The organism is Mesorhizobium sp. M1E.F.Ca.ET.063.01.1.1 (assembly GCF_003998155.1).
Classification (GTDB): Bacteria; Pseudomonadota; Alphaproteobacteria; order Rhizobiales; family Rhizobiaceae; genus Mesorhizobium.
This window is the reverse complement of record NZ_RZSC01001176.1, coordinates 1-1,217: the sequence shown is the minus strand read 5'-3', so window position 1 is coordinate 1,217 and position 1,217 is coordinate 1. Positions and strand designations below refer to the sequence as shown.

The window sequence follows — 1,217 nt, the reverse complement described above, 5'->3', positions numbered from 1 at the left end:
CAACTGGGCGGGCCGATCAAGATCGCAAAAATGTCGGGGCAGGCGGCCAAACTCGGCTTCGAGTGGCTGGTGCAGCTTGTTGCATTCCTGTCAGTCGGGATAGGGATTCTCAATCTTCTGCCGATTCCCCCTCTCGACGGCGGGCACCTCTTGTTCTACGGCGTGGAGGCCGTCATAAGGCGGCCCGTCTCGGAGCGGATGATGGAGATGGCCTACCGGGCTGGCCTCCTGCTGGTGCTCGGGTTCATGGGCTTCGTTTTTTGGAATGATCTGTTTGGGTGCTGAAATCATGAAGGAATTTGGCTTCGGACCCGACCATATTGAGACGCCGTTTACCATGCGTGGGGATATGCGTGACGCGAAAGCCACGCATCAGGGTTAAGTAAATACAAATTAACCCGGAGCCTTGCGTGTAGGGAAAATCCGGTTAATACGGTAAGGGAAAATACCGCACGTCCGGTTTTCTCGCCGTGGGGACTACGAGAAAAAGGTACAAAAGCCCGATGAAGGCAGCATCCAAGTTTCTGAGCGCCGCGTCCGCGGCGGCTTTGTCCGCCGCCCTGGTTTTGCCAGGCGCGCTCGCAGTGCAGTTCGTTGCCACATCGGTAGCCGAAGCAGCAGTCGTCTCGAGGGTCGAGGTCAGCGGCAACCAGCGCGTCGATGCCGAAACCATCCGCAATTACATCTCGATCAAGCCCGGCAAGGCGTTTTCGAGCGCCGATATCGACAGCGCCGTGAAGGCCCTGTTCGGCACCGGGCTGTTCTCGGACGTCCAGATCAATCAGGTCGGCTCGACCCTGGTCGTTAAGGTTTCCGAGTACAAGGTCGTCAACCAGGTCCTGTTTCAGGGCAACAAGAAGCTCAAGGACAACGCCCTTCAGGCTGCCATCCAGTTGAAGCCGCGCGCGACATTCTCGCAGCAGGCGCTTGATGCCGACGTCGAGGCTGTCAAGGCAGCCTACAGGCGCATCGGCCGCGACGATGCCGCCGTGACCACCCAGATCATGGATCTCGGCGACAATCGCGTGAACGTAGTCTTCAACATCAACGAAGGCGCACGCACGCAGATCGCGGCCATCAATTTCGTCGGCAACAGCGCTTTCTCCAGCCGCCGCCTGTCGGACGTGATCAACACGAAGCGTTCGTCCTGGCTTTCGTTCGTGCTGCGCGACGACGTCTATGACGAGGACAAGCTGCGCGCCGACCAGGAGTTGCTG

At 58.9% G+C, this 1,217-nt stretch carries 2 protein-coding genes; both read left to right on the top strand.

What is annotated here, in order from left to right:
* Nucleotides 1-285, top strand: a 285-nt coding sequence (locus EOA29_RS37035; RefSeq protein WP_189479128.1) for a site-2 protease family protein, incomplete at its 5' end; no start/stop codon positions are given.
* 218 nt (nucleotides 286-503) lie between these two features.
* Nucleotides 504-1,217: FtsQ-type POTRA domain-containing protein (locus tag EOA29_RS37030; protein ID WP_127222430.1), on the top strand; the 714-nt coding region annotated here is incomplete at its 3' end.